A 22,277-nucleotide genomic window follows, 5' to 3' on the forward strand; every position below is an offset into this window, starting at 1 on the left:
ATAGCGCGGCGACAGGCGGCATTCAGCCGCCCAAAATGAACCAGCCCGGCGCGCCAAGAGCGACACCGGGCTGTTTTCGGAAGATAAACTGTGTGGGCTGGCCTCGCAAAAAGCCAGGCTCACACAGTTTCTGACTAGGGCTTATATTCGTTTACGCCCTCGCCGAGATGCGGGTTGTTCGCCTCGCGAATGCGAGCGGCTGCATCGTCGTAGATAAAGGGCAGGAAAGCGTAGCGGCGTCCGCTCGTGACCTTCGAGACCGCGTGCAGCAGCGAGCACGAGAATACGACAGCGCCGCCCGGCGGCATCTTGTAGCTGCGCGGTCCGTATTCCGGGAAGCTGATCTCGCCGCCCTCGAATTCCGCGTTGAGGTTGATCGACACGGCGAACCGGCGATGGGCCGTTCCCTTCGTCGTATTGTCCCGGTGCGCGCGGAAATGGCCACCGTCCTCCGCCGCGTAGCAGGAGACGATGTAGCGCTCCATGCGCGTGGGGTTGAAGCAATGCACCTTGCGAATTTCGGGATTGATGCGGCGGACCACCCTGCTCTGCACCTGCCGCATGAGAGCCTGATCCGTAAGCACGTAATCCTTGCGACGCTTGTGCACGGCGTCGAACGCCGGAACCGTCTTGCCGTCGACCTCACGCATGAAGCCGGATTCCTGTCCGCCGTTTTCCTCGTAAAGATCGATGAGGTGACGGCAGAAGCTGGGTTCGAAAACATCCGGAATGATGAGAACCGGCGCCTGAATTTCGAAGCCGGGAAAGCGCTCCATCGGCGGCAGGTTTCGCAGGCAGTTCAGAAGCTGATCGAGATCGCTCCCGTCCTGCTGGAAAGGAATGACCTCACGAACGCGCAAGGTCGGATCCAGAACCAGCCAGAAGCGCCGGTAAGGAACATTGCCCGGTTCTTTTGCTGTCTCGGATGGCAAGGCCCCGTAGAGGCGGCTTACACGCCCGTCGAAATCCCAAAAATGGCGAATGCCGGGAATGCTTTCGCGGGCGCGCCCGCTCTCCTGATCCTGAGGATCGGCACTGACGCCGAAGAACGCGATCTTCTCATCGTCGAACAAGGCCCGGTTTTTGCCCTGAATCGCCTCCAGCCGGGCCAGCCCTATTTCATCGGAAGCCGTCCCGTAAAAGCCGAGAACCAGATAGCGCCCCGCAGCCATGTCGAAGACATAGCGCGGATTTCCTGCGCAACTTTGCTCGAAACGCGGCGCGGGATCGCCGCGCATGATCATGTTGTAGGGCGGCCTTGCTTCGGTCGTCATAGCACCTCTCAGACGCATTAATATTACATTTTGATACCGGCCTGGGTTCGCTGGCGCAAGTCACATCTGCCCGGCGAGCAGAAGCCCGACGCCGAGAACGATCAGACCCATGCCGAGAAGCTCCCGCCTCGTCGTGCCTTGCGCGAGAAGGCGGTGCGACACGGCCTGCGCCATCAGAACCTCGACCAGCGCCAGCGTCCGCACATTCGCGGCGGTGGTCAGCGAAAAACCGAGAAACCAGAATTGAGAGGCCAGCGCACCGAGAAATCCGGCTCCGAGCGAGGTCCGCCAGACGCGAAAACTCTTGATGAGGGCGTCGCGGTCAAAAAGGCCGAGCCAGACCAGGAGGATCAGGGTTTGGAGGCCAAGGCTCCAGGCAAGGGTGGTCGTCGCGCGGATGAAAAACGAGCTGTCCCCGAGCGACAGGATCGCGCCGCGAAATCCGATGGCCGACAGGGCGAAGAAGGCCCCCGAGGCGATGCCGGCAACGACAGGGCGAAGGCCCGAGCCTGCGAGTTTCGTGCCGGGCTTTACCGACATCAGGATCACGCCGCCGGTCGCGATCAAAATGGCGAAAGCGATCAGCGGTGTCAGCCGGTCGCCGAGGATGACAAGGCCGAACAGGGCGACCTGAACCGGCTCCGTCTTGGTGTAGGCGGTCACGACCGCAAAGGAGCGCTCGCGCATCGCAAAGAGCATCAAGGCCGTCGCCAGGATCTGCGCCACGGCGCCCGCCCCCACATAAAGCGCGAACCCGCTGTCCGGCGCCGGGATGGCCTCGCCGGTCAGAAGCCATACGGCCAGAAGAGCGAGAAGCGCGAAGGGAAACCCGTAGAGAAAGCGCACCTGCGTCGCCCCGACGGTGCCGATCATCCCCGTCAGCTTCCGCTGGGTGGCGTTGCGCCCCGTCTGAGCCGCGGCGGCTGCCAAGGTTATGGGAACCCAGAGAAAATTCAGAAGCATGACAATCTCGAATGAGGCGATTCTTGCCATGCTCTTGCCACGGAATCCCTTAGAAAGGGTGGACGTGAAAAGGCAGGGGCTGTCCAAACCTAGCCAAACCCTATCTTCGCAGTTAAAAATATCCCTGCTCGTTGAGGCAGGGGCGCAAGGCCTTTTGCGACCGTTTTTGCTTTGGAGTCGTTCCGCATGGGTAAGAGTCGAGCTTTCCGTTTCGCGGTTCTCGCCCTCGCGACGCTCGGCGTCGGAACGGCCTATGCAGGCAGCCCCTCCCTGGTCGTCGAGCTTGAATCCGGCCGCGTGCTTCATGCGGACAGGGCGACGGATCCCTGGTATCCCGCCTCCATCACCAAGCTCATGACGGTCTATGTGGCGCTGGATCTCGTCGAAGCGGGACAGGCGCGGATGGATCAACTCCTGACTGTGTCGGAGGCCGCTGCGGCCCTGCCGCCGTCGAAAATGGCCTTCAAGCCCGGCACCCAGATCCGTCTCGACAACGCGCTCAAGATCATCATGGTCAAGTCGGCGAACGACGTCGCCGCGACCATTGCCGAGAACCTCGGCGGTTCCATCGACGGCTTCGCGACCATGATGAACGAGGAAGCGCGGCGGCTCGGCATGCGCGAGAGCCGCTTCGTCAATCCTCACGGCCTGCCTGACGACCGCAACCAGACCTCGGCCCGCGACATGGCCATTCTCGGCCGTGCCCTGCTCACCCATTTTCCGGAATATCAGGGCCTGTTCGAAATTGGCGCCATTCAGTATGGCCGCCGCATCATGCGCAACACCAATGGCCTGATTGGGCGCTATCCCGGCGCGGACGGCATGAAGACCGGCTTCATCTGCTCGGCCGGGTTCAACGTGGTGGCCAGCGCCACCCGCAACGGACGTCACCTCATCACCGTGGTGCTCGGAGCGCCTTCCGCGAACGAGCGCACCATGAAGGCGGCGGAGTTGTTCGACCTCGGCTTCAACAGCCCGACGAGCCCCTCGAGCTACTCGCTGGACACCCTGCCCGCCTCCGTGAGCCAGACGCCGCCCGACATGCGCCCGCTGATCTGCGACCGCAAAGGGCCGATGCCGCAGGAGGAAAACCTCACCACCGTCGGAGCCGAGCCCGAATCGACGACCCCCAACCTCCTTTCCTCACCGAACGTCTTCGCCTATGCCGGCGCGCAGCCGCAGCGCACAGCCCTCGGCCCGCGCTCGGCCGTGGAGCCGGTGCCGGTCTGGATCGGCCTCAACCCGCCAAGCCCGGCTGAGCTCGCCGCCCAGGCCGCGGCGGAAGACGCCGCCGACAAGGCGCGGACAACCAAGTCCAAAAAAACGGTCGCAGCGAAGAGCGCGGACCAGTCGCGCGCCAGCATCTCGATCAAACCGGTGAGCAGCACTGTCAAACCCGCGGCCAAGACACCTCCCAAAGCGCCTGCGAAGACATCCGCCAAAGCATCGCCGAAGCCGGCCACCAAGGCGAACTGACTTAGGTTCGCATCCCGCCAGCGGCGACACGTCCCGGTACAAATGAAAAGCCTCCGCCGGAGCCCAGCGGAGGCTTTGCTCATGAGTGCGCGTTGAAGCCGATCAGATGACGAAGAAATCCTTGTAGGTGATCTTGAGGTTCTTCGAGAGCGTGGCGATCTCCACCGCCTTGGACTTCGTGCCCGAACCGTCGGCGTCGTAGTAGAGAACGCCCTTCTTGTCGTCGTAGATGATGTAGTCGTTCTTGTCCTTGGCCTTCTCGCCGATGGTGAAGAAGCCCTTCTTGAGCTGCGCGGGCGCATCCGCAGAGCCCTTCGCGCCGAGCTTGGCGAAGACGGCATTGTCGAGCCAGATCGAGTCGTCCTTCACGCTGAAGTCCACGATCTTGTCCCGGTTGGTCTTCGCGCCGGCCTTGGCGTCGAACACGAAAGCGTCTTTGCCTGTGCCGCCCTTGAGCTGATCGTGGCCCAGCCCGCCCCAGAGCTTGTCGTCCCCGGCGCCGCCCTGCAGGTTGTCTTTCCCGCGTCCGCCCTTGAGCAGGTTGGCGAGGGTGTCGCCCACAAGCGCATCGTCGAAATCGGAGCCCGTGACGCCCTCGATCGACTTGAGGACATCGCCCGCCGCTTCGCCGGCGCTGCCGGTTTTCTTGGCAAGGTCGACGCTGACCCGGCTCGCGGCCTTGGCATAGGAGGCCACGTCGACCCCGGCGCCGCCGTCGAGGCTGTCCGCCCCCGTGCCGCCGTCGAGCGTATCAGAGCCGGCATTGCCGTAAAGACGATCCTGACCGGCGAGGCCCTTCAGCGTGTCGTTGAAGACCGTTCCGACGTAGTTATCTTCCTCGTCCGAGCCGGCCCAATCGAGGCTCTCCACGCGCGGATCGAAGACCTGGGCCGCACTGTAAGGATCTCTGTTGCCGTTGAACTCCGACCAGGTGAGCAGCAACCGGCCATCGGCCAGCGCGGACAAGGCGGGATTCTCGACATCGAAGGAACCACCGGTCGCGACCATGATCTCGTCGCCATCGCGGGTGCCGTCTGCCCCGAAACTCGCAAGGCGAAGCGATACTGTCCTGTCGCCCGGAACTGGCTTATCGACGAGATCGATATACGCCACCGCGAAACCGCCGTTCGGCAAGGCGGCGACGGAAGGGGTGCGTTGCAGCCCTTCCGTTTTGGCGTTGATCTGGAAATCGCCGCCGACCGGAGTGCCGTCCGCATTGAAGATGCGCCCGCGAACCGAAAGGCTGGATGGGTCTTCGCTCGTTGGGTTTTGCTGTGTCCAGACGGCCACGAACCGCCCATCCGCGAGTGCCGTGATGGACGGCTGAATCTGATATCCGTCCAAGGTCGTCGGCAAGACAATGCCGTCTGCCGAGGTGACCTCCGAACCATCGGGCCTGTAGATATGGCCCAGCACATCGCCAGTTTCGAAATCCTCATAAGCGACGACGATGTTCCCGTTCTTGAGCGTCGTCATCTGATTCATGTTGCTGGTGGAACTGACAAGAATATTGGTGCCAGTCCGGTTTCCGTTCGCATCGTAAGCCTGGAAGCGTGTCTCCAATTCTTCAGGCTGACCGGATTGCGGCGCGACAGTGTCGCTATGCATGTAGGAAAGTGCAAAGCCGCCGTTGTCGAGGGCGGTGAGCGTGGGGACTCCTTGCCAACTCTCATTGTTCTCAAGCGCGAGAAACTCGGCTCCAGCCGTACGATCAGTCTCGTAGACGCGCAGAAAGACGTCTTCGTTCACAGGGGCGCCATCCGGCGAGTAGCTGTAGGACACAGCAAAACCGCCATCTTTCAGAGCAGCCACGCTGAGATTGTTATGAGCGGCATAATCGCCCGTTCTGGAGCTGACCAAGAACTCCGCGCCGAGCTTGTCGCCGTTGGCGTAGAAAGTCTGCCCCTGGACAGTGCTGTGCCTGACGAGAACGGGATCTCCCGTTTCCGGATCATTTCCCAGGTTCTCGATGACCTCTGCGAGCCAGACGACGACAAAAGTCCCGTCCTTGAGGGTGGCGACGCTGCGCCCCTCGGAAAACGAACCAACCGAGTTGATCCGGAAAGCAGGTCCGGTGGCAGCAGGGGTGCCCATGATAGATCCTTCCATGAGGCCAGAAAAAAGGCCTTATGGACAACTCTGTCATAGGACTATCGGCCTTCCTCTCTTCGAATGCAGGGGGGCCGTCTCAAGAATGCGCGCGCGACATCTCACCCCGATCCGGAAGCCCTTCCTGTCAGCGGAGGTTCAAATGGAGGCTCTTGCAATCGGCGGCGATCCGCGCGAACGGTGGTGCCCCTTTCTTGAGCAACCGATGTCCAAGACCGCCCTTCCCTTCAACGGCCTGTTATTCGCCCTCGGCTCCGCTGGGCTCTATGGGCTCAACATCGTCTATGCGCGGGTCGCGGCGCTCGCGGGGGTCAACGGCCCCGCCATCGTTGTCTATCGCGTGCTGCTGATGCTCGGCCTGACCGTCGGGGCGGCCTACCTGATGCGCCGGCATCTCAAGGCGGAGCGGGAGGAGTGGCGTACGCTGGCGCTGCTCGGCATCGCCACGGCCTTCGTCGGCCTTTGCTACATTTCCTCCGTCGCGTTCATTCCCGTGACGATGGCGACGGTGATCTTCTACGCCTATCCGACCATGATCGTGCTCGCGACGCCGTTTGTGGACAAGACACCGCTGACGCCCTCGCTCGCGGGCGTCGTCGTCATTTCCCTCATCGGCGTGGTGCTCGTGGTGGGGCCTGTCTTCGAAGGCCTCGACTGGCGTGGGCTTGCGCTTGCGGCGGGCGCAGGCGTCGCCACCGCCACGCAGTTCTTTGCCGCCGCACGCTGCCGCAAAACAGACCCTGTCGCGAAGGTGTTCTGGGTTCACCTGATCGTGCTGCCGACTGCGCTCCTCGTCGGTGCGCTGACGGGGCAGCTGGAATCGCCGGCGATCCTCGCCATCGCGCCCTTCGCGGTCTTCATGACCATCGGCGGGTATGTGATCGGCTTTATCTTCCAGATGCTGGCGCTCGCGCGCATTTCGGCGGCGGCGGCGGGCATCGCCTATTGCATCGAGCCGGTCGTCTCGGCGCTTGCTTCGGTGATGGTGCTGGGTGAGCGTCTCTCAAGCCTGCAGATCGGCGGCGGCGTTCTTGTGCTCTTTGCCGTCGTCACCAATGTTTACCTCGAGAGCCGCCGCTCCACCCCTCTCGTTCCGACGGATTGAACCGATGTCAGACCGGCCCGCAGGCCCCCTGCCGCCCATTCCCCTCACGATCCTCACGGGCTTTCTCGGCGCGGGCAAGACGACCCTGCTCAACCGCCTGCTGCAAAGCCCTGAGCTGCACGACACCGTCGTCATCATCAACGAGTTCGGTGAGATCGGCCTCGATCATCTTCTCGTCGAAAAAGTGGACGAGGGCATGGTGCTTCTCTCCGCGGGCTGCCTGTGCTGCACCGTGCGCGGCGACCTCATCGCAACGCTGGAAGACCTTTTGCGCAAGCGCGACAACGGGCGCATCGCGCCCTTCCGCCGCGTGATCATCGAGACGACGGGCCTTGCCGATCCGGCGCCCATTCTGCATGCGGTTCTCTACCATCCCTATCTTTCCATGCGCTATGCGGTGGAAGGCGTCGTCACCGTGATCGACGCGGTGAACGGCGCGGCGACACTCGACCGGCACCGCGAGGCGCTCAAGCAGGCGGCTGTCGCGGAGCGCATCGTTCTGACGAAAACCGATCTCGTGACGGATGGGAGCACGCTAGACGCCTTGCGCGAGCGGCTTCACCATCTCAATCCCGGCGCGGAGATCCTGCCCGCAGACGCGCCGGCAGAAAAGATCGTCGCCGGCGGCCTGTTCGACCTGAACGGCAAGATTGCCGACGTGCGTGATTGGCTGAAGGCCGAGGCGGTGGAGGAGGCCGAGCGCGAAAGCCACGCGCATCAGCACCATCATCACCATCACGGGCATGGGCACGATCATCACGATCATCACCATCATGACGTGAACCGTCATGATGAGCGCATCCGCGCCTTCTGCCTCACCAGCGATACGCCGATCCCGCAAGGCTCGCTCGACATGTTTCTCGATCTTCTGCGCTCATCGCAAGGCGCGAAGCTCCTGCGCGTGAAGGGCCTTGTCGCGCTGGCCGAAGATCCCGACCATCCGGTGGTCATTCACGGCGTGCAGCACGTCATCCACGTTCCGGCCGTGCTGCCGCAATGGCCGAGCGCGGACCGCCGTAGCCGCATCGTCTTCATCGTCGACGATCTGGAGCGCGAGAGCGTCGAGAAGCTCTGGAACGCCTTCCTCCACAAGCCCGGCATCGATCAGCCGGACGCGGCGGCGCTCTCCGACAATCCGCTCTCGCTGCGGCGCTAGCCTGGTTACGCCGCCATCTGCGAACGCTGCGCCCAGCCGGTCATGGATCGCTCGACGTAAGCCGTGAGCGCGTACATGGCGACGCCGAGCACCGCGAGCACCACGAGGGCCGCCCAGACGAGGGGCACTTCGAAGGCGGCGGAAGCACGGGTGAGCAGATTGCCGATGCCGACATTCGAGGCGTTCTGTTCGCCGATCACCGAACCCACATAGGCCAGCGTGATCGCAACCTTCAGCGATCCGAAGAAGTAGGGCATCGCGCGCGGCACGCCGACCTTCACGACGATGTCGGTTTTCGACGCGCCAAGAGCGCGCAACACGTCCTCCATCTCCGGCTCAACCGTGGAGATGCCCGTCGCCACATTCACCACGATGGGGAAGAACGAGATCAGGAACGCCGTCATCACGGGCGGTACCCAGCCGACACCGAACCAGAACACGAGGATCGGCACAACCGCCACCTTCGGCACGGAATTGAATCCGACGAGAAGCGGATAGGTGCCCGCGTTGATGAGGCGCGAGGCACCGAGCGCCATGCCGAGCGCAAGCCCGAAAACGACGGCGAGCGAGAAACCCGCAACCGTCATCCAGAGAGTGTGCATGGCGTGGTAAGCAAGCTGCGTGCGGTATTCCCATATCGCCGCAAGAATCACAGACGGCGCGGGCAGGATGAAGCCGGAGACGTTCAGCACCCGGCAGGCGATTTCCCACAGCGCGAAGAAGCCGATGCTGAAGAGCCAGGGAGCGATGGCGAGGTGGCGATTCTTGTGCATGAAAAACCTCAAACCGCCGCGCGCGCATGCGCGATATGGCCGCGCAGCTCATGCACGATGGCACTAAATTCCGGTGTGTAAGTGATTTCGATGTCACGCGGGCGTGGAAACTCCACGATGCGCTCGGCGACGATGCGGCCGGGCCGCGCGCTCATGCAATGAATACGGTCCGCCAGAAAAACCGCCTCGCGCAAATCGTGCGTGACGAGAACGACGGTGAACCCTTGCGCCGCATGAAGATCGCGGATCACGCACCATAATTCCTCGCGCGTAAAAGCATCAAGCGCGCCGAAGGGCTCATCGAGCATCAGAAGCTTCGGCTCGTGGATCAGCGCCCGGCACAAGGAAGCGCGCTGCTGCATGCCGCCGGACAATTGCCAGGGGAATTTATGTCCCTGTCCTTTGAGGCCCACCTGCGCCAGAAGGCTTTCCGCCTTCGCGACATACTCCGCCTTGTGGCGGCGAAGGCGCGAGCGGTGCGGCTCGACGATTTCGAGCGGCAGCAGGATGTTGTCGAGCGTGGTGCGCCACGGCAGCATGGTCGGGTTCTGAAACGCCATGCCGGCGATCTTCACCGGCGCGCCGACCTCCCGCCCGCCGACGATGACCGTTCCCTGGCGCGGAAACTGCAAGCCCGTCGCGAGCTTCATCAAGGTGGACTTGCCGCAGCCGGACGGGCCGACGATGGCGGCGAACTCGCCTTCGTTCACCTTGAGGTTCAAGCCTTGCACCGCAGGCGCACTGTCCTCGCCCCGCGCATAGACATGCGTGACGTCGTGAATGTCGACAAAGGGTGGCATGAGAGGGACTCCCGGAACCTTCACCTCTCCTTCCGGGAGAGGCCGAGCGCAGCGAGGGTGAGGGGTTACGGGCCACTTGGACCGCATCCCCTCACCGGACCTTTCAGGAGAGGTGTGCGCCGCGCTTCAATTCACCTTCCGCTGATCGGCGGCGGGCAGGTATTGTTCGCTGAACACGTCTTCCACCTTCGGCTTCGTCTTGTAGGTGAAGGTCAGGCCGATCTGGTCGAGGGCTTTCTCGAAGCGCGCCTTGTCGATGCCGCCGACGCCGTTCGCCTTCACCCAGGGCGTCAGCATGTTCTGGTCGAGCACCATCTTCAGGCGCTCCAGCTCCACGTCCTTCTTGGCGACGTCGTTGCGCTTGATGACCGCATCGACCGCGCTCGACGGATCCTTGATCGTATCCTGCACGCCTTTCATGATCGCGCGCAGAAGGCCCTTCACCGCCTCGGGCTTCTCGGCGGCGAATTTCGGCGAGACGATAATGGTGTTGCCGTAAAGATCGACGCCGTGATCACTCATGAGCAGTACGACGATATCGTCCTGCGGCACGCCGCGCGCTTTCAGGTTGATGTAGGAGGACATGGAGAAGCCGAAGACCGCATCGACCTCGCCCTGGGCGAGCATGGGCTCGCGCACCGGGAAGCCGACATTCTCGAACTTCATGGTGGAATCGTCGATCTTGTTCACGGCCTTGAAGATCGGCCATTGCGCATAAGCGCCGTCAGCGGCAGGCGCGCCGAACTTCTTGCCCTGCAGGCTTGCGACATCGCTCGTGATGCCGCGGCTCTTGCGTCCGATGATGGCGAAGGGCGGACGATCATACATCACCATCACGGCCTTGATGTCCGTGCCGGGATTTTCGTCGCGAAAGCGCACCAGCGAATTCACGTCGCCGAAGCCGACATCGTAGGTGCCCGAAGCGACGCGGGAGATCGGCTCGCGGGAGCCCGCCGCCGGATCGATGGTGACATCGAGGCCCTCGGCCTTGAAGTATCCCTTGTCGAGCGCCACGGCGAAGGGAGCCGCCGGCCCCTCCCAACGCCAGTCGAGGCTGAACCGCACGGGCGTCTGCGCAAGCGCCGCCTGCACCGGCAGCAGCACCGCAAGACCAAGGCCGGCTCTCAAGAGCCACGCTCTCAGTGTGTTCCTTCCATCTCCCGACAGACCACGACGCGACATCATTACCTCCCCCGACGCCTTCGGCGTCCCCCTGGTTCGAGAAGGGCGGCCCCTTTGCTCTGCCCCTCATGCGCCCATGCAACCAAAATGGTTCGGCGCATTCAAGGGACCAGTGCCGAAGGGGCAGGCGAACGCTGCCTATTGCGAAGGCAGAAAAGCCAGACCTGCGGAGTTCGCCCCCGCCGCAGCGCGCGTGAGGCAAGGAGCCACCTCCTCCGGCTCAAACGGAACGGCGCATCCGTTCAAGGGTTCCGCCGCCGCAAGGAATGACCCGGCGGCAAAGAAAAAGGCCGGCGGTGAGCCGGCCTTGTCGCAGATCGATGATGGGGTCGCCTTGAAGCGACGCCTGTGGCGAACCGGCTTCGGCCGGATCGCACGAGCTTTAGTAGCTCAACGCTTCCTTGGCTTCCTGAAGCTGCGCGAGGGCGGCTTCGGCGGCGTGCTTCACGCTGAGGTCGTTGCTGGCGTCGTAAATCATCTGGGCCTGCAGGATCTCGCGGTCGAGAGCCTCGGAGGTGATCTCCTCCTCAGGCATCGCGCGCTCGGCGAGAACTTTGAGGCCGCTCTGGTTGATGTCCGCGAAACCGCCCCGCACGAGAACGCGGCGACCGTTGCCGACCTTCGTCGTGATGACGAGGAAACCGGTCTTGAGCGTGGTCATCAACGGGGCATGGCCCGGCAGCACGGTCATATCGCCCTCGCTCGCGGGCAGCACGACCGCATCGACCTCGCCCGAAAATAGGACGCGCTCAGGCGAAACGAGTTCGAAATTGAGAGTGGCCATAGGTATTCCTAGCTTTCGTCGTCGCCCAAGTTATTGCCGGTCACAGAGCATTCAAGCTGCTGATCGGGTTGCCAATCCGCAAACAGTCGCGTGCCATCAGAGAACTCGATGCTTACTTCTGTTTTACGATGGCGCCAGACGCGCTCCACGGTACGACCGACGAGGAGTCGTTAAGGCGAATCTCCTCATCGGCAAGTGTCATATTTCTTAAGCCGCTTCAGCCGCGAGACGCTGAGCCTTCTCGATCGCTTCCTCGATGTTGCCGACCATGTAGAAGGCGGCTTCGGGGAGGTGATCGTACTGGCCTTCGACGAGACCCTTGAAGCCCTTGATGGTGTCCTCGAGCGCGACGAGCTTGCCGGGCGAACCGGTGAAGACTTCCGCGACGTGGAAGGGCTGCGAGAGGAAGCGTTCGATCTTGCGGGCGCGGGCGACGGTGAGCTTGTCCTCTTCGGAAAGCTCGTCCATGCCCAGGATCGCGATGATGTCCTGGAGCGCCTTGTAGCGCTGCAGCACTTGCTGGACCTGACGGGCGATATTGTAGTGCTCCTCGCCGACGATGGCGGCCGAGAGCATGCGCGAGGTCGAGTCGAGCGGGTCCACCGCCGGGTAGATGCCCTTTTCCGCGATGGAGCGCGAGAGCACGGTCGTGGCGTCGAGGTGGGCGAACGAGGTGGCCGGAGCCGGGTCAGTCAGATCGTCGGCGGGCACGTAGATGGCCTGCACCGAGGTGATCGAGCCCTTGGTGGTGGTGGTGATGCGCTCCTGCAGCGCGCCCATGTCGGTCGCGAGGGTCGGCTGATAGCCCACCGCCGAAGGAATACGGCCGAGAAGCGCCGACACTTCCGAACCCGCCTGCGTGAAGCGGAAGATGTTGTCGACGAAGAACAGCACGTCCTGGCCCTGGTCGCGGAAGTTTTCGGCGACGGTGAGGCCGGTGAGCGCGACGCGGGCGCGGGCGCCCGGGGGCTCGTTCATCTGACCGTAGACGAGGGCGCACTTGGAACCGGCGGCCGAACCGGCCTCGCGCGGATCCACGTTCACCTTCGACTCGATCATCTCGTGATAGAGGTCGTTACCCTCGCGGGTGCGCTCGCCGACGCCGGCGAACACGGAGTAACCGCCGTGCGCCTTCGCGACGTTGTTGATGAGCTCCATGATGAGCACGGTCTTGCCGACGCCCGCGCCGCCGAACAGGCCGATCTTGCCGCCCTTGGCGTAAGGAGCCAGAAGGTCGACGACCTTGATGCCGGTGACGAGGATCTGCGCCTCGGTGGCCTGCTCGGCGTAGGACGGAGCCGGCTGGTGAATGGCGCGGTTGGCCTCGCCGACGATCGGACCGGCTTCGTCAACCGGCTCGCCGATGACGTTCATGATGCGGCCGAGGGTGGCGGCGCCGACGGGCACCGAAATCGGTGCGCCGGTGTCGGTGACCGGCTGGCCGCGAACGAGACCCTCGGAGATGTCCATTGCGATGCAGCGGACGGTGTTCTCACCGAGCTGCTGCGCCACTTCGAGCACCAGGCGATTGCCCTGGTTGGTGGTCTCGAGTGCGTTCAGGATCTCCGGGAGGTGACCGTCGAACTGCACGTCGACGACGGCGCCGATGACCTGCGTGATCTTGCCGGTCTTGCCGGCGGTAGTGGCTGTGTTGGCCATGTTGGGCTCCTCTCGGGAATATCGTCAGAGCGCTTCAGCGCCCGAGATGATTTCGATCAATTCCTTGGTGATCATCGCCTGACGCGACCGGTTGTAGGTCATCGTCTGCTTCTTGATCATTTCACCCGCATTGCGGGTCGCACTGTCCATGGAGCTCATGCGAGCGCCCTGTTCGGAAGCGGCGTTTTCCAGAAGCGCGCGGAAGATCTGCACAGTGAAATTGCGCGGCAGCAACGTCGCGAGAATTTCCTCTTCGGCGGGCTCGTAATCGTAGATCGCCGTGGTGCCGCTCGCCTCGATCTGCGCGGGCAGGATCTGCTGCGCGGTCGGGATCTGCGAGATGACCGACTTGAACTGGGCGTAGAACAGGGTCGCTACGTCGAACTCGCCCGCCTCGAAGAGGCCAAGCACCTTCTGGGCGATCATGTCGGCCTGCTCGAAGCCGACCTGGCGCACGGAGCGCAGATCGACCAGGTCGATGATGTTCTCGGCGAACTGGCGACGCAGGATGTCGTAGCCCTTCTTGCCGACGCAGATGATCTTGACCGTCTTGCCTTCGGCCAGGAGCCGGTTGGCGTGATCGCGCGCGAGACGCGAGATCGACGAGTTGAACGCGCCGCACAGGCCGCGCTCGGCCGTGCAGACGATCAGAAGCTGAACCTTGTCGGAACCCGTTCCAGCCAGAAGACGCGGCGTCTCGGGGCCGATGGTGACGCCGGACGCGAGATTGCCGAGCACTTCGGCCATGCGTTCCGCGTAAGGACGCGCGGCCTCCGCCGCGGTCTGCGCACGGCGCAGCTTCGCGGCGGCCACCATCTGCATGGCCTTGGTGATCTTCTGCGTCGCCTTGACCGAGGCGATTCGGTTTCGAAGGTCTTTTAAGCTCGGCATCGAGCAGCCCTACCCTCTCCGGTAACCCGGTTCGATCTTAACAGGAACGACCTTACGAGAACGACTTGGCGAAGGACTGGACGGCGTCCTTGAGCTTCGCTTCCGTATCGCTCGCCAGATCCTTCGAGGAGCGGATCGCTTCCAGAATGTCGGCGTGCTTGGCGCGAAGAAGGCCAAGGAGCCCATCCTCGAAGGCGCGCACGCGGTTGAGCGGCAGCGAGTCGAGATAGCCGTTCACGCCCGCGTAGATCACCACGACTTGCTCTTCCATCTTCAGCGGCGAAAACTGCGGCTGCTTCAGGAGTTCGGTCAGGCGCGAACCACGGTTGAGGAGGCGCTGGGTCGTGGCGTCGAGGTCGGAGCCGAACTGCGCGAAGGCCGCCATTTCGCGGTACTGCGCGAGCTCGCCCTTGATCTTGCCGGCGACCTTCTTCATCGCCTTCGTCTGGGCCGAGGAGCCCACGCGCGACACCGAAAGGCCGACGTTCACCGCCGGGCGGATGCCCTGGTAGAACAGATCCGTCTCGAGGAAGATCTGGCCGTCGGTGATCGAGATCACGTTGGTCGGGATGTAGGCCGACACGTCGTTGGCCTGCGTCTCGATGACCGGCAGAGCGGTCAGCGAGCCGGACCCTTGCGAATCGTTGAGCTTCGCGGCGCGCTCGAGAAGGCGCGAATGGAGATAGAACACGTCGCCCGGATAAGCCTCGCGGCCCGGCGGGCGGCGCAGCAGCAGCGACATTTGACGGTAGGCGACGGCCTGCTTGGACAGGTCGTCATAGGTGATCACGGCGTGCATGCCGTTGTCACGGAAGAACTCGCCCATCGCGCAGCCGGCGAAGGGAGCCAGGAACTGCATCGGAGCCGGATCGGACGCGGTCGCCGCGACGATGATCGAGTATTCCAGCGCGCCGTTCTCTTCGAGAACCTTCACGAACTGGGCGACCGTCGAACGCTTCTGACCGATGGCGACGTAGACGCAGTAGAGCTTCTGGCTCTCGTCGTTGCCCTGGTTCAGCGGCTTCTGGTTCAGGATGGTGTCGAGCGCGATCGCGGTCTTGCCGGTCTGGCGGTCGCCGATGATGAGCTCGCGCTGGCCGCGGCCGACCGGAATGAGGGCGTCGATGGCCTTGAGGCCCGTCGCCATCGGCTCGTGCACGGACTTACGCGGAATGATGCCGGGGGCCTTCACGTCGACGCGGCGACGTTCGGTCGCCTGGATCGGACCCTTGCCGTCGATGGGGTTGCCGAGCGCGTCGACGACGCGGCCGAGCAGGCCCTTGCCGACCGGCACGTCCACGATGGCGCCCGTGCGCTTCACGGTCTGGCCCTCGGCGATCTCGCGGTCGGAACCGAAGATCACGATACCGACGTTGTCGGCTTCGAGGTTGAGCGCCATGCCCTTCACGCCGCTCTCGAACTGCACAAGCTCACCGGCCTGCACATTGTCGAGGCCATAGCAACGGGCAATACCGTCACCGACGGACAGAACCTGGCCAACTTCGGTAACCTCGGCTTCGGCACCGAAGTTCTTGATTTGCTCTTTGAGGATCGCGGAGATCTCAGCGGCTCGAATGTCCATCAGCGGACCTCTTTCATCGCTAGACGAATGGAATTGAGTTTGTTGCGCACCGAAGCGTCCACCATGCGGGAGCCCATCTTCACGATGAGGCCGCCGATGAGGCTCGGGTCGATCTTGACGTCGAGGGAGACGTCAGACTTGGCGACGTCGCGCAGCGCCGCCTTGATTTCGTTGAGAACGGTATCGGACGGCGCTTCGGCCAGAACGACCTGTGCCCGCACGACGCCCTTGGAATCCGCCACGAGGTCGCGGAAGGCCCGGATCATATCCGGCAGCGCGAACAGGCGGCGCTTGGCGGCGGCGAGGCGGATGAAATTGCCCGCAAGGCCCGAAATGCCGGCCTTGTCCAGAAGAGCCCCGACGGCGGCCTCCTGCTGCTCCGTCGTGAAGGCGGGGCTGCGGATGAGGCGCTGCAGATCGGCGCTTTCCTTGATCAGCTTGTCGAAGCGGTCGAGATCGCCGGCGACGGCGTCCACGGACTTCGCTTCCTGAGCGAGCTCGAACAGCGCCGAGGCATAGCGCGTCGCTACGCCCGACAGGAGAGGTCCATCTTGAGAACCGCTTTGCGCCACGTGGTCGTCTCTCTCAAATCTCACGGGCTTCGAACCGGCAGAACCTTTTAGAAAGGCCTCGGGAAACCCGTCAGGTCGGTGGAAAGGAGCCTGGGACGGGAAGCGCCGCCCAGCAGGCGCGGGTGCACTAACATGGGATTTCCGGAGGTGCAAGCAGACGAACCGCACCTCTGGAGCATTCTGGCGAAAGTTTGGCAAAACCCTCAGAGTTCGATGGCCGCCATCTCGCAATTTCGGAGGAAGGTTCCAGTCAGCTCCCGGAAGAAAGTCCCGTGGCCGACGACCGCGATCAGGCCCTCCGGGCGGGCCGAAAGCCAGCTGCGGAAGGATTTCACGCGCTCGGCCAGGTGGTCCAGCGGCTCCACGGAGAGCCCGCGCTCGTCAGGGCTGTCGTCCCGGTGCCACCACACCTCGTCCAGGTGGGCGAAGGCGAAATCGGGAAAATCCCGGGCAAGATGGACAGGTTCGCGCCCCACATCGCAGCTGCTCAGAAGATATTCCCGGTGAAGGGATTCGACGACGATCGGCGGGGCGACCGGGTGATTCCCGAAGATTCCGCGCGTCGTCTGGAGGGCGCGGGTCAGGGGCGAGGTCACCACCAGCTCATAGGCGAAGCCGCGATGGAGCGCCGCCGCGTCCGCCGCCTGCGTGTGGCCGAGATCGGTCAGGGGCGCATCGAAGAACAGCGGATCCTCGCCGGTCTCGTCATAGCGGGCGTTGAAGGTCGATTGCCCGTGCCTGATGCAATGAACGATCTTCGGCATGTTTTTCTCCCATTCCGCCCCGCGAACGGGCCGGGTACATCACAAAAAGCTCTGCGGGTCCACATCCACCGAGACGCGGGTGTTGCCCCGGATCTTGGGGCAGCGGGCAAGCCAGCCGCGCAAATAGGCCTGAAGATCCACCTCCCGCTCGGTCTTCACCAGAAGCCGATAGCGATAGCGCCCACGGATCAGGGCGAGCGGGGCCTCGGCGGGGCCGAGAACCATCACCCCGAGGGGCGGCTCGGCCACCTTCGCCATGCCCCGGGCATGGGTTTCCGCCACCTCCCGCTCCGTCGCCGAGACGACGATGGCGGCAAGCCGCCCGAACGGGGGCAGACCCGCCAGTTCCCGCACGCGGGTTTCCTCCGCGTAGAACCGTTCCGCATCCCCCGAGATCAGGGCGGCGATGACGGGATGCTCCGGCTGCCAGGTCTGGACAAGGGCCCGGCCCGCCTTTTCCCCGCGCCCGGCCCGGCCCGTGACCTGTTGCAGAAGCTGGAAGGTCCGCTCGGCGGCGCGGGGATCTCCGGAGGTGAGGCCGATATCCGCGTCCAACACGCCGACCAGGGTCATGAGCGGGAAATTGTGCCCCTTGGCGACCAGCTGCGTGCCGATGACGATGTCGAACTCCCCCGCCGCGATGGCCGCGAGCTCGTTGCGCAGCCGCTCCGTGCCGCCCGGAAAGTCGCTAGAGAGCACGATGGTGCGCTTGTCGGGGAAAAGCTCGGCCACTTCCTCCGCGATTCGCTCGACGCCCGGCCCGCAGGAGGTGAGCGAATCGACGCTGCCGCAGGCAACGCAGGCATGGGGCGTGCGCTCGATATGGCCGCAATGGTGGCACACGAGCGAGCGCCGGAAGCGATGCTCCACCAGCCAGGCCGAGCAATTGGGGCACTCGTAGCGATGGGTACAGGCACGGCAGAGGGTGAGCGGCGCATAGCCCCGCCGGTTGAGGAAGAGCAGCACCTGCTCCCCCCGTGAAAGGGTCTCCTCCACCGCCGTGTTGAGGGCGGGCGAGAGCCAGCGGCCTTTCGGGATCGTCTCCTTCTTCAGGTCGATGGCCCGGATCTGCGGCAATTGCCGCCCGCCAAAACGCTCGGGCAGCTGCACATGGCGGTAGCGCCCGCGCTCCACATTGACCCGGCTTTCGATGGAGGGCGTCGCGGAGGCGAGGATGACCGGGGCATTTTCGATTCGCCCCCGCACCACGGCCATGTCGCGGGCGTGGTAGTGCACGCCGTCGTCCTGCTTGTAGGCGCCTTCGTGTTCCTCATCGACCACGATGAGCCCGAGATCGGCGTAAGGTAGGAACAGCGCCGAACGCGCGCCCGCCACCACCTTCACCTCGCCCGAGGCGATGCCCGTATAAAGCCGCTCGCGCTTGCGGCCCGTGACGCCGGAATGCCAGGTCGCAGGCTTCACGCCAAAGCGCGCGGCAAAGCGGTCGAGAAACTGGGCGGTCAGCGCGATTTCCGGCATCAGGATCAGCGCCTGCCGCCCCGTGCGCACGGCTTCGGCCACCGCCTCGAAATAAACTTCCGTCTTGCCCGAGCCGGTGACGCCTTCGAGCAGGGTCACGGGGGCTTGCGCCTCGTGGAGGGTCTTGCGCAGGTCTTCCGCCGCCGCGCGCTGATCGTCCGAGAGGGTCGCGCCGCCAAAATCCGGATCGGGCGGCTCGGCCACCGGCTCCGGCGGCAGGGCCACGGTTTCCAGCGTTCCCTCGTCGATCAGCCCATCCACGACGCCGACGCTGACGGCGGCGGCTTCGGCCAGTTCCCGCTTGGTGCGCACGAGCCCGTCTTCGGACGCCTCGATGACGCGGCGGCGCGCGGGCGTCACCCGCTGGGGCGGCGGCCCCGCCCGGCGAACGCCGATCCGCACCGCCTCCGGATGGCTGTCGTCCACGAGCTTGAGGCCAAGGCCGAGCACCGAGCCCTTCGGGGAGAGCGTGTACCAGGCCACCCAGTCCAGGAGCTTTCGCATCTTGGCCGAAAGCCCCGGCACGGCGATCTTGTCCGTCACCTTCTTGAGGTTGCCGCCGGACCCCTCCCGCAGGGCCCAGACCACCCCCGGCACCTCCCGGTTGGCGAGCGGCACCTGCACCACATCGCCCTCGCTTAACGCGAGATCGTCCGGCACGGCGTAGCTGTAGGCCGTGTCCAGCGCGAGCGGGATAAGGACATCGGCGATGCGGCGGGTCATTCGGTTCGGGTTAACCTGGCTGGGCTAAGGTGGGGACTCCGTGGCTCGAAGCAAGAACATGCCAGTCAGCGATTCGCAAACTGTCCACCCTGCCGTCCTCGACCTTGTCCTTCCCGGCGCGCCCGACACGCGCGATGAGGCGCGTGCGTGGCTCGCTTCGCTTGCCAAGGAGCGCCGCCTTTCCCCCAAGACCGTCGAGGCCTATGGCCGGGACCTGCGGCAATTCCTAACCTTTCTCACCGGGCATCTCGGCGAACCTCCGACCGTGAAGGCGATTCTTGCCCTCAAGCCCCTCGACATCCGATCGTTCCTCGCCGCGCGGCGCTCCGAGGCGGTGCAAAGCCGCTCCCTCATGCGCCAGCTCGCGGCCCTGCGCTCCTTCGCGCGGCATCTGGAGCGGGAGGGCCACGGCACGGCCTCGGCCTTCGCCGCGATCCGCACGCCGAAGGTCGCCAAGAACCTGCCGCGCCCCCTCTCCGCCTCCGCCGCCGTGGCGGTGACGGAAACGGAGGTCCGCGCGGGCGAGAATCGCAAGCCCTGGATTCTGGCGCGCGATGCCGCCGTGCTCTCGCTGCTCTACGGCGCGGGATTACGTATTTCGGAAGCCCTCGGCATCCAGCGCCGGGACGCGCCGATCAACGGCGTCGATTCGGTGACGGTGACGGGCAAGGGCGGCAAGGTCCGCTCCGTGCCGATCATCTCCGCGATCCGCAGCTCCGTCGAGGAATACTTGAGCCTCTGCCCCTATGTGATGAAGCCGGAGGAGCCGCTCTTCGTCGGCGCGCGCGGCGGGCCGCTCTCGCCGCGCATCATCCAGCTCGCGGTGGAGGAACTGCGCGGCGCGCTCGGCCTGCCCGACAGCGCGACGCCGCATGCCCTGCGCCATTCATTCGCCACACATCTTCTCGCGCGTGGCGGCGATCTGCGCGGCATTCAGGAACTGCTCGGCCACGCCTCGCTGTCCACCACGCAGCTCTACACCAAGGTCGATGCAAGCCGCCTGATGGACGCGTTCGACGCCGCCCATCCGAGAGCGCGGCGATAATCTCCCTCTCCCCTCGCGGGAGAGGGTGGCCCTCGCGTCAGCGAGGGTCGGGAGAGGGGGCAGTAAGCGCCTCCAGAATACGCTGAGCGGCAATCTCGACAGATCCAATCACGAGACCGCTCGGCAGTCGCAGGATTTCGAACCCCTGCGGCATCAGCCAAAGATCGCGGCGCTCATCCTTGAGGCGCTGTTCGTCGTTCTCATGCAACGGACCATCGACTTCGACGACGAGGCGCTTCTCCAAGCAAACGAAGTCGACCGTATAAATTCCGATAGGAACCTGCCGCTTGAATTTGAAACCCAGCCGCCCGGCGCGCAAAACTTGCCACACCGCCTCTTCCGCGCGCGTAGGCTCACGGCGCTGCTGCTTTGCGAAGTCGCGATGCTCAGAGGAAATACGGAAGCGGGGCATGAGCTTTTGAAACCTTATGCCCCCTCTCCCGACCCTCGCTCACGCGAGGGCCACCCTCTCCCGCGAGGGGAGAGGGAAGCGATTACATATGAATCGCGCGCTTCTCCACCGCGAGGGCCGCTTCCTTCACCGCTTCGGCGAAGGTCGGGTGCGCGTGGCAGGAGCGGGCGATGTCTTCCGACGATGCGCCAAACTCCATGGCGATCACCGCCTCGTGGATCGATTCACCGGCGGTCGCGCCGATGATGTGAACGCCGAGCACCTTGTCGGTCGCGGCATCGGCGAGGATCTTCACGAAGCCTTCGGTCAGCCCGATGGACTTCGCGCGGCCATTGGCCGTGAAGGGGAACTTGCCGACATTGTAGGCAATGCCCGCGGCCTTCAGCTCTTCTTCGGTCTTGCCGACGGCGGCAACTTCCGGCGCGGTGTAAACGACGCCGGGAATGACGTCGTAGTTCACATGGCCCGCCTTGCCCGCGAGAATTTCGGCCACCGCAACGCCCTCGTCCTCGGCCTTGTGCGCGAGCATCGGGCCCGCGATCACATCGCCGATGGCATAGATGCCGGTGACGTTGGTGGAGAAATGCGCGTCGGTGAGGATGCGGCCTCGCGGGTCCTTCTGGATGCCGAGTTCATCGAGCCCGAGACCCTGCGTATAAGGCACGCGGCCGATGGCGACGAGCACCACGTCGGCTTCGATGGTCTCCGCAGCGCCGCCCGCTGCCGGTTCGATGGTGACGGTGGCGCTCTTTGCGCCCTTCCCCACCTTCGTAACTTTGGAGCCGAGCTTGAACGCAAAACCTTGCTTCGACAGCATACGCTGGAAGTTCTTGGCGACCTCGCCATCCATGCCGGGCAGGATGCGGTCGAGATATTCCACCACGGTCACCTCAGAGCCGAGGCGGCGCCACACGGAGCCGAGTTCGAGGCCGATGACGCCCGCGCCGATGACGATGAGACGCTTCGGAATGCTCTCGAGTTCAAGCGCTCCGGTGGAGGAAACGACGACCTTCTCGTCGATCTCGACGCCGGGAAGGCGCGCGACGTCCGAACCCGTCGCGATGAGGATGTTTTTCGTCTCGAGAATCTGCTTCGAGCCGTCCTCGGCGGTCACTTCCACCTGACCGGCGGCAGCAATGCGGCCGGTGCCGAGGAAGGCGTCGATCTTGTTCTTCTTGAGCAGGAACTCGACGCCCTTGGTGTTGCCGTCGATGCCTTCCTGCTTGAAGGCCATCATCTTCTTCACATCGACCTTCGGCGTGCCGACACTGATGCCGAGTTTGTCGAAATGCGTGTTCGCATCCTCAAAGGCGTGCGAGGCGTGCAGCAGCGCCTTCGAGGGAATGCAGCCCACATTGAGGCAGGTGCCGCCGTGGGTCTTGCGCTTTTCGACGACAGCGGTCTTCAGCCCGAGCTGCGCCGCGCGGATGGCGGCCACATAGCCGCCGGGGCCGGTGCCGATAACGATGAGATCGTAGGACATGGGAAGCATCCCCTTGAACGTCATGGCCGGGCTTGTCCCGGCCAT

Annotated in this window: 19 protein-coding genes; 4 read left to right on the forward strand and 15 right to left on the reverse strand. The window is 64.2% G+C overall.

Annotation, left to right across the window (positions count from 1 at the left end):
• Positions 1 to 134: 134 nt before the first annotated feature.
• Positions 135 to 1,274 carry a 2OG-Fe(II) oxygenase gene (locus DQW91_RS01125; protein ID WP_198411742.1) on the reverse strand — a complete coding sequence of 380 codons (1,140 nt, stop codon included), beginning with the start codon at positions 1,272 to 1,274 and terminating at the stop codon, positions 135 to 137.
• 60 nt (positions 1,275 to 1,334) lie between these two features.
• The gene (locus tag DQW91_RS01130; RefSeq protein ID WP_112662392.1) at positions 1,335 to 2,237 is read right to left on the reverse strand and encodes an EamA family transporter; all 903 of its coding nucleotides are present in this window, start codon (positions 2,235 to 2,237) and stop codon (positions 1,335 to 1,337) included.
• Positions 2,238 to 2,423: 186 nt separating this feature from the next.
• Between DQW91_RS01130 and DQW91_RS01135 the strand changes: the two genes are divergently transcribed.
• Complete coding sequence (locus DQW91_RS01135; protein WP_157961293.1) at positions 2,424 to 3,713, forward strand: D-alanyl-D-alanine carboxypeptidase family protein; 1,290 nt, start codon at positions 2,424 to 2,426, stop codon at positions 3,711 to 3,713.
• A 102-nt stretch (positions 3,714 to 3,815) separates the two neighbouring features.
• Here the strand turns inward: DQW91_RS01135 and DQW91_RS17170 are convergent, their stop codons facing one another.
• Positions 3,816 to 5,807, reverse strand: a complete 1,992-nt coding sequence (locus DQW91_RS17170) for a calcium-binding protein (protein WP_281023995.1) — start codon at positions 5,805 to 5,807, stop codon at positions 3,816 to 3,818.
• A gap of 220 nt (positions 5,808 to 6,027) precedes the next feature.
• Between DQW91_RS17170 and DQW91_RS16465 the strand changes: the two genes are divergently transcribed.
• Together DQW91_RS16465 and DQW91_RS01150 are read left to right on the forward strand one after the other, a co-directional pair.
• Complete coding sequence (locus DQW91_RS16465; protein WP_198411743.1) at positions 6,028 to 6,927, forward strand: DMT family transporter; 900 nt, start codon at positions 6,028 to 6,030, stop codon at positions 6,925 to 6,927.
• Positions 6,928 to 6,931: 4 nt separating this feature from the next.
• On the forward strand, positions 6,932 to 8,083 hold the full coding sequence (locus tag DQW91_RS01150) for a CobW family GTP-binding protein (protein WP_112661747.1): 1,152 nt from the start codon (positions 6,932 to 6,934) through the stop codon (positions 8,081 to 8,083).
• Positions 8,084 to 8,088: 5 nt separating this feature from the next.
• Here DQW91_RS01150 and DQW91_RS01155 read toward each other — a convergent pair whose 3' ends face one another.
• The 10 genes from DQW91_RS01155 to DQW91_RS01200 all read right to left on the reverse strand — a co-directional run bounded on the left by DQW91_RS01155 (position 8,089) and on the right by DQW91_RS01200 (position 19,292).
• Positions 8,089 to 8,856, reverse strand: coding sequence for an ABC transporter permease (locus DQW91_RS01155; protein WP_112661748.1), 768 nt, complete (start codon positions 8,854 to 8,856; stop codon positions 8,089 to 8,091).
• 8 nt (positions 8,857 to 8,864) lie between these two features.
• On the reverse strand, positions 8,865 to 9,656 hold the full coding sequence (locus DQW91_RS01160) for an ABC transporter ATP-binding protein (RefSeq protein ID WP_112661749.1): 792 nt from the start codon (positions 9,654 to 9,656) through the stop codon (positions 8,865 to 8,867).
• 126 nt (positions 9,657 to 9,782) lie between these two features.
• The gene (locus DQW91_RS01165; RefSeq protein ID WP_245410857.1) at positions 9,783 to 10,841 is read right to left on the reverse strand and encodes an ABC transporter substrate-binding protein; all 1,059 of its coding nucleotides are present in this window, start codon (positions 10,839 to 10,841) and stop codon (positions 9,783 to 9,785) included.
• A gap of 379 nt (positions 10,842 to 11,220) precedes the next feature.
• Entirely contained in the window at positions 11,221 to 11,622 is a 402-nt protein-coding gene (locus DQW91_RS01170; protein ID WP_112661751.1) for a F0F1 ATP synthase subunit epsilon, read from the reverse strand.
• A gap of 207 nt (positions 11,623 to 11,829) precedes the next feature.
• On the reverse strand, positions 11,830 to 13,281 hold the full coding sequence (gene atpD / locus DQW91_RS01175) for a F0F1 ATP synthase subunit beta (protein ID WP_112661752.1): 1,452 nt from the start codon (positions 13,279 to 13,281) through the stop codon (positions 11,830 to 11,832).
• A gap of 24 nt (positions 13,282 to 13,305) precedes the next feature.
• Positions 13,306 to 14,172, reverse strand: a complete 867-nt coding sequence (locus tag DQW91_RS01180; protein WP_112661753.1) for a F0F1 ATP synthase subunit gamma — start codon at positions 14,170 to 14,172, stop codon at positions 13,306 to 13,308.
• Between the two features lie 52 nt (positions 14,173 to 14,224).
• A complete protein-coding gene (atpA, locus tag DQW91_RS01185; protein ID WP_112661754.1) occupies positions 14,225 to 15,754 on the reverse strand; it encodes a F0F1 ATP synthase subunit alpha in 1,530 nt (509 codons plus the stop codon).
• The gene (locus DQW91_RS01190) at positions 15,754 to 16,326 is read right to left on the reverse strand and encodes a F0F1 ATP synthase subunit delta (RefSeq protein WP_112661755.1); all 573 of its coding nucleotides are present in this window, start codon (positions 16,324 to 16,326) and stop codon (positions 15,754 to 15,756) included. Before DQW91_RS01190 ends, atpA begins: the two co-directional genes overlap by 1 nt.
• Positions 16,327 to 16,529: 203 nt before the next feature.
• Positions 16,530 to 17,090, reverse strand: a complete 561-nt coding sequence (locus DQW91_RS01195; protein ID WP_112661756.1) for a histidine phosphatase family protein — start codon at positions 17,088 to 17,090, stop codon at positions 16,530 to 16,532.
• A gap of 39 nt (positions 17,091 to 17,129) precedes the next feature.
• Positions 17,130 to 19,292, reverse strand: a complete 2,163-nt coding sequence (locus DQW91_RS01200; RefSeq protein ID WP_112661757.1) for a primosomal protein N' — start codon at positions 19,290 to 19,292, stop codon at positions 17,130 to 17,132.
• Between the two features lie 58 nt (positions 19,293 to 19,350).
• Here DQW91_RS01200 and DQW91_RS01205 point away from each other — a divergent pair, with 58 nt between their 5' ends.
• Positions 19,351 to 20,337: a tyrosine recombinase XerC gene (locus tag DQW91_RS01205; protein WP_112661758.1), complete on the forward strand. Its 987-nt coding sequence runs from the start codon at positions 19,351 to 19,353 to the stop codon at positions 20,335 to 20,337.
• Between the two features lie 37 nt (positions 20,338 to 20,374).
• Here DQW91_RS01205 and DQW91_RS01210 read toward each other — a convergent pair whose 3' ends face one another.
• Positions 20,375 to 20,749, reverse strand: a complete 375-nt coding sequence (locus DQW91_RS01210; RefSeq protein ID WP_112661759.1) for an endonuclease domain-containing protein — start codon at positions 20,747 to 20,749, stop codon at positions 20,375 to 20,377.
• 82 nt (positions 20,750 to 20,831) lie between these two features.
• On the reverse strand, positions 20,832 to 22,232 hold the full coding sequence (gene lpdA / locus DQW91_RS01215) for a dihydrolipoyl dehydrogenase (RefSeq protein ID WP_112661760.1): 1,401 nt from the start codon (positions 22,230 to 22,232) through the stop codon (positions 20,832 to 20,834).
• Positions 22,233 to 22,277 lie beyond the last annotated feature (45 nt).

Source organism: Microvirga flavescens, from assembly GCF_003290125.1.
In the GTDB taxonomy this organism is placed as follows: Bacteria; Pseudomonadota; Alphaproteobacteria; order Rhizobiales; family Beijerinckiaceae; genus Microvirga; species Microvirga flavescens.